This window comes from Gemmatimonadota bacterium (genome assembly GCA_039715185.1).
Lineage (GTDB): Bacteria > Gemmatimonadota > Gemmatimonadetes > Longimicrobiales > RSA9 > DATHRK01.
The window spans coordinates 1-3,547 of the sequence record JBDLIA010000162.1 but is presented as its reverse complement, the minus strand read 5'-3'; the positions used below and the strand labels follow the sequence as shown (position 1 = coordinate 3,547).

Below are 3,547 nucleotides of genomic sequence, written 5' to 3'. Positions count from 1 at the left end.
CAGTCCCAACTCACTCATCGCGTACAGGATGCGCCGGTGCACCGGCTTCAACCCGTCCCGCACGTCGGGCAGCGCCCGCTGCACGATCACGCTCATCGAATAGTCGATGAACGACTCCCGCATCTCGTCTTCGAGGAGCCGCGGGACTACGCGCTCCTGGGTCTCAGGATTGGACATCTATTCGTCGTAGAGTGGTCGGCCTCAGGATGGACGCCGAAGTAGGTTCGTTTCTCCAGGGTGGCAGGGAGCGCGTCGCCGACCGCGGCGCGCGCTCAACCGACCTTCGCGGGGGCCGTGCGACGCCGCTATGTCGAACTCACCGGCCAGTAGATGGCCAGCGCCCGCCCGATCAACTTTTCCGGCCGATCGAAATCCACGCCGACCTGCCCTTCCGCGTTGCTCCGGATGCTCTGGAGGATGATCGCATCGGCTCCCAGCTTGGCGGCTTCGGCCCGCAGCAACCGGTGGATCTCCCGATACTCCGTGCCGGGATCCACCTGCACCTGCACCGGACCGATCCCTTCATACCCCTCAGGGGGCGAAAGTCCCACGCTCAGGTCATAGAAATCCACCTGGTCGGGGCCCGCCTTGGGCGGTAGCGGCGGCGCGCCCGCGCAACCGGCGAACAGCGCCATGCCGAGGGCAAGCAGAACACCCCGTTGCATGAGTCCTCCCTGGTCCTGGGGATGGCTCGATTCGAGCCGCCTTGAACCTAGGCCTCCAGGGGGGCTGTTGCAAGGCGCGGAAGCCGTGATTTGGGACGGATTTCGGACCATGCGAACGCGGCGCGAACGGCCCTCCAGAGGACCGCCCGCGCCGCGCAATGAACGGCGCTACCTGCCACCCATCCTGCGGACGCTTACGGCAGCACGAACTCCTTGAGCTCCAGCGCCACCGGCTGGCCGGCGATTTCCTGCCGGACCATGAAGTGGGGGAAGTCCTTGCGGACCCAGATCGTGCCCCCCTGAGCCCCGCGAATGGCGATCCTGTACGTCTCGAACTCGCCAGCGGGCACGGTCACCGTCTCCTCCCCTTCGACCGCGAAGGTCACTGGCGTGAGCGTGCCTTCGGCGGCGTCCACCACGAGCACGTCCAGCGAGCCGCTCGACAGATCGCTGAAGGCAACGGCTACCCCATCCATGCCGGGCAGCAGGGCCCCGCTGGATGCGTCGATGTCGACCTCACTGGCCTCGCCGCCGAGAGGTCCCGTCGCGGTCCCCGTCACGCGGCCATCGGCATAGGCCAACTCCACCTGCGGCCCGGGCCCCGAGTTCTTGAACGAAATCGGCGTGAAGTCCGCGCCGAACGTGGACTCCTGCACGATCGTCCCCTGCGGCAAGACGGTCGACACGGTCACGAGGAACGCCTCCGCGCCGTCAACTTCCACGCGCGTCACCTCGGCCGTGGACTCGCCCAGCGGCTGCCCCTGAAGCAGCAAGGAGTAGACGCGCTTGTGCGGCTCCAGCTCGCTCAGGTCGACGTCCAGGCTCATCTCCAGCGGCGCGAGGTCCGCCACGTCCAGCGGCTCTCCCTCGGGCGTCCACAGGCGCACCTCGTCCGCGAACGGGGTCACCATGTCGAGGATCTCGTTGGCGTCGCCCACGACCACGACGGTGGCGATTTCCGGGCGAATGTACTGCCGCGCGATGGCCTCCACGTCGTCGGTCGAGAAGGACGCGGCGCGGCCGCGGTAGTTCTCGATGTAGTCGACCTCCCGGCCCAGCATCAGAGTGGTGGCGAGCTGGCCCGCCACCTGGCTCGGCGTTTCTATCGACAGCGGGAAGGAGCCCGAGATGAAGTTCTGCGCCTTCTCCAGATCTTCCGCGGGGATGTCGGTCCGCAGGCGCTCGACCAGAATCAGCAGCTCCTCCATGGCGCTGTCCGCGACCTCGTTGCGCACCTCCGCGGTGGCCTGGAAGTAACCGGCCTCCAGGCGCTCCGTGGCGCCGCCGTAGGCGCCATAGGTGTAGCCCTTCTCTCCGCGCAGGATGCGGAACAGCCAGCCCGTCGTGCCGCCGCCCAGCACCCGCGCGGCCACGTCGATGCCCACCCAGTCACCCTCGGTCGCGGGCGGCATCAGGTGGCCGACGCGCATCACCGCCTGCACCAGACCCGGCTTGTGCACGAAGTGGAGCGTGCGCGCGCCCGAAACCGGCGGAGCCGGACGCTCGGCGTCGGCCGACGCGCCCGGAGTCCACGTGGCGAGGTGCCGATTGAGCGCGCCCACCACGTCGTCCGCGCTGACGTCGCCGGCCACCACGATCAGCGCGTTGTCCGGGCGGTAGTGCGCGCCGTGGAACGCCACCAGGTCGTCGCGCGTGATCGCCTCCGTCGACTCGGGCGTCGGCGACCAACCGTACGGGTGCTCGCCGTACACCTCGGAGAAGAAGCGGCGCGACGCGAGGACTGCCGGCTGCGAAAGCTGCACCTCCAGCGCGGTGAGCTGCCGCCGGCGCTCCTTCTCTACCTCGTCGTCGGGGAAGCTCGGGTTCATGACCACGTCGGCGAACACCTCCAGCCCCTCCTCCAGGAAGGGCGTCGTGGTGGTCAGCGTGACGCTGGACCAGTCGTCGCCGGCGCCGGCGCCCAGCGTGGCGCCGATGAAGTCCACCGCCTGCGCGATTTCCTCCGACGAGCGATTCGCCGTGCCGTTGTCGATCAGGGTGGCGGTCGCGCCCGCGACGCCCGCCTTGCCGGTCGGGTCGTCGGCGTTGCCGCTCGCCACCCGCAGGTTGACCGAGACAATCGGCTGCTCGGCGTTACGCACCACTATGACGCGAGCGCCGTTATCCAGCGTGGCCTCCTCAAAGGCGGGGAAGGACACGTCGGCCGCGGGAAGCGCGGGCGGCGGTCCCTGCTGCCCCGCTAGGGGCACGGCCAGGAGGGCCACCGCGGCCCCTCCAATCAGCGTGTTGATCTTGCGCATTGGTCTCTCCTCAGGTGGCCGGCTTGGACGCCGGAACCACCGTCACGACGGTTCGGTTCGCCTCGTTCAGATAGGTGTTGGCGACGCGGCGAATGTCATCCGCCGTGACCGCCATCATCATCTGGATCTCCCGGTTGATCTCCGAGATGTCTCCGTGCATGTAGCGGTAGTGCTGGAGCTGCTCGGCCTTGTTCATCACGGTCTGGCGGCCCCGCACTTGGCTGGCGAGCGCCTGGTTCTTGACCTTCTCGAGCTCCTCCTTTGTCACGCCCTCGGTGCGCACGCGCTCAACCTCCTCCAGGATCAGCTCCTCGATCCGGCCCACCTCGACGCCCTGATTGGGGAGCCCGAACACGAGCATCGCCCCCGGCCCGAGGCGGCTGTTCAGGAACGCCTGTACCTGAAGCGCCGCCTCCTCCTGGTCCACGATGCGGCGGTAGAGGCGGCTGGACTCGCCCTGGCTCAGGATGCTGTTGAGCAACGTGAGCGCCTGCGTATCCTCGTGCCTGTGCGGCGGGATGTTGAACGCCATCGACAACGCGGGCGTGTTGGCAAGCTTGTCCTCCACGGTGGCACGACGTTCGCCGTCGGTGCGCGGCGTGGGGGTCGGCTCCGGCATGG

General features: G+C 68.3%; 4 protein-coding genes. All 4 read right to left on the bottom strand.

What is annotated here, in order from left to right; all coding sequences use genetic code 11:
• The coding region (locus tag ABFS34_16135; GenBank protein MEN8376957.1) for a DNA gyrase subunit A at nucleotides 1-177 on the bottom strand (177 nt) is incomplete at its 3' end.
• A 128-nt stretch (nucleotides 178-305) separates the two neighbouring features.
• On the bottom strand, nucleotides 306-665 hold the full coding sequence (locus tag ABFS34_16130; GenBank protein ID MEN8376956.1) for a hypothetical protein: 360 nt from the start codon (nucleotides 663-665) through the stop codon (nucleotides 306-308).
• Between the two features lie 194 nt (nucleotides 666-859).
• Complete coding sequence (locus ABFS34_16125; GenBank protein ID MEN8376955.1) at nucleotides 860-2,926, bottom strand: pitrilysin family protein; 2,067 nt, start codon at nucleotides 2,924-2,926, stop codon at nucleotides 860-862.
• Nucleotides 2,927-2,936: 10 nt separating this feature from the next.
• On the bottom strand, nucleotides 2,937-3,547 hold a 611-nt coding region (locus tag ABFS34_16120), incomplete at its 5' end, for an insulinase family protein (protein MEN8376954.1).